The sequence below is a fragment of the Salinicoccus siamensis genome (genome assembly GCF_042429615.1).
Classification (GTDB): Bacteria; Bacillota; Bacilli; order Staphylococcales; family Salinicoccaceae; genus Salinicoccus; species Salinicoccus siamensis.
In genome coordinates this window covers 1-803 of sequence record NZ_JBHMAH010000022.1, presented here as the reverse complement: position 1 = coordinate 803, position 803 = coordinate 1, and the positions used below count along the sequence as shown (strand labels likewise).

The window sequence follows — 803 nt, the reverse complement described above, 5'->3', positions numbered from 1 at the left end:
GTGTCTTATTTGGAGAGAGCTGTTGAGTCTTAATTGTGGAAAACTGTTGAGTCTAGTTTAGCAGTTACAATTGGTGAAAATCTTCTGCAGGAACATACTTTAAGGCAATTTGAGAGATTAATGTCGAATATTCTATATAGGTCTGCATTGAAGGATTGATAATATATATGTCGTTCCTTTGAGGGATCACGTATAATCGTGAGCCAGTTTTTATTCCTAATTTCTTTAATTCGGGTGTAGCAGCTAAAACAACAGATCCTTTCCTTTTTGTGTTTCCCACAACAGCTAACTTAGTTTTTAACGGGTCTAATCCTTTTAGAATACAGGATACACTTGCAAAAAAACTTTTCTGATCAATACAAAGAATGTCTCTACTGCTGCATAGATCATAATTGTACATAACTCTCCCCCTCTAGATAGAACGTGTGTTCCCGTATTTATTAGGATTATAGCATTAGTTGATTTAAATTTAAAATTTCTTATATAGCCATAGTTGAATTTAGAAGAAGAATCAATATAAATTACAACAAAGAAACAATTACTCCATTTTTCTTTCTCCCAATCAAAAGTCAAAATGATCTAAGTTCCGGAATTTAAAATTATTAAGTTCAGCGCCACACCAGGTATTCCACCGGTACCAATAGCTTTTTCAACCAGCATAGTTTGTAAATAAAATTAAAAATAGCCTACCATAAGGTAGACTATCTAAGTTGAGGTATTTCTCTAACACTGTTTTTCTTACGATTAGTCAATAGATTACAAGCATATATTCCATATTTTTCATCCCTATCCAGCGGGGCGCC

At 33.5% G+C, this 803-nt stretch carries 1 pseudogene; it reads right to left on the bottom strand.

What is annotated here, in order from left to right:
• Nucleotides 1-70: 70 nt before the first annotated feature.
• Nucleotides 71-400: pseudogene (locus ACFFLE_RS07745) on the bottom strand (Y-family DNA polymerase); the annotation flags it as partial.
• Nucleotides 401-803 lie beyond the last annotated feature (403 nt).